General features: G+C 63.1%; 1 protein-coding gene and 1 pseudogene. Both read left to right on the plus strand.

Annotation, left to right across the window (positions count from 1 at the left end; genetic code table 11):
* A pseudogene (locus AC5RWX_RS33215) lies at positions 1-564 on the plus strand (hypothetical protein); the annotation flags it as partial.
* Between the two features lie 60 nt (positions 565-624).
* Positions 625-1,485 (plus strand): Stealth CR1 domain-containing protein (locus tag AC5RWX_RS33220; protein WP_494100417.1); only part of this gene is annotated, 861 nt, incomplete at its 3' end.

Genomic DNA, 1,485 nt, shown 5'->3' on the forward strand with positions numbered 1-1,485 from the left:
GACGACGTCAGGCGGCTGGTGGCCGAGGACTACGCAGCGCACATGTTCTTTGATGAAACCAAGCGGGCCATGGTGTCCGTGGAACAACACATTAATGTGGCCAACTCCGATTACCTGGCCGAGCAGAAACTCTTCGACGCCGACGCCATGAGCCTCATGGCCCGGCATGGGCTGGGGGTGGTCAGGCTGGACCACCACGCGCCCAACTCCGAGGACGAGTTGGACTACCGCGTGGATCCCACCATCATCTCCACGGACATTGAGTCAGTGCGGCTGGGCAAGGACCTCGGCGCCAGCCGGGCTGTGGAACTGCTCGCCGCCCAAGGCATCACGCCGCAGGCCTGGCGGACAGTGGGCGATTCGCGCACCGACTACGCCATGGCTGACTGGCTCCACCACAACGACCACGCGGTGAAGCATGTGGATGTCCGTCCCGCCGATGGCGTTCCGGACAAGCCATACGCTGTCCTGACCGCAGCGGATCTGGGACTGGAAGCCTCTGTCATCCATGACGACGCCGGCAGCGCTTTCCTGCGCAGCTGGCTGGAAGAGCTCGGCGCCTAACCCCGCTTCCTACCCCGGGCAGCCCCGTCCGAAACCTGCTGTTTCCACTGCGCGGCTATCATGCAGTTAGACACGCTTACTTTGACGAGCACGGAGACGACAATTACAGAAGCACCGGTACAGGACGAGGTTTACTACGGCAGCCAGGCATCCGTAGAAGAACAATTTCATGCAGAGGTCACGTCTGCCGCGGCGGAGCAGCGCCTCCGGCACCGCCCGGACGTGCTCAGGCACAAGGGCCGTTATGCCCTGATCAACTACAACAGGACGCCCTACCAGGCCATGGTGGAGGACCTGCTGTTTGTGCGGAATGTGTTGGTGAATGCCGGGCTTTCCTACCTGCTGGTCCGCGGCAACAACGACCGTCCCGTGATCGCCCTGGACTGGAAGGACCGCAAGAAGCTTCGCGCGGCCCTCGTGGAGGCCTGCAGGGACGAGCCGGTGTATTCCATGACGGTGGATGCCAAAAAGAAGACCTCCGTACTGGTGGCGGACGGGGAGCTCTCCTCGAACCGGCAGGCACGGATCTTCCGTCTGTACCGTCCCCGTGTTGAGCCCGTCGGCGGCTTCGAGTTCGGCGCCTCGGCAGGAGTGCAGATTGAACTGTGGTCGTTTGATGGGGAGGAACTGATCCTTCCGATCGAAAACTCCCTAACGCGCCGGACCATGCTGCGGCAGGACGCCGTGCGCGGCACCGTGGAGCGTTACGGCCACACCTGGCCAACCATCGAGAACATGTTCGCCGACCACGCGAGCGACATCAGCTTCGACGTCGACCTGGTGTTCTCATGGGTGGACGGCAGCTCCCCTGAATACATCGCAGCCCGGCGTGCCCAGCAGAAGGACGTGGTCCTGGGCGAGGGCGATGACCACGAGGCCCGCTTCCGCCAGATCAACGAGCTCAAATACGCGCTGCGGTCC

Source organism: Arthrobacter sp. SPT-J7 (assembly GCF_059089965.1).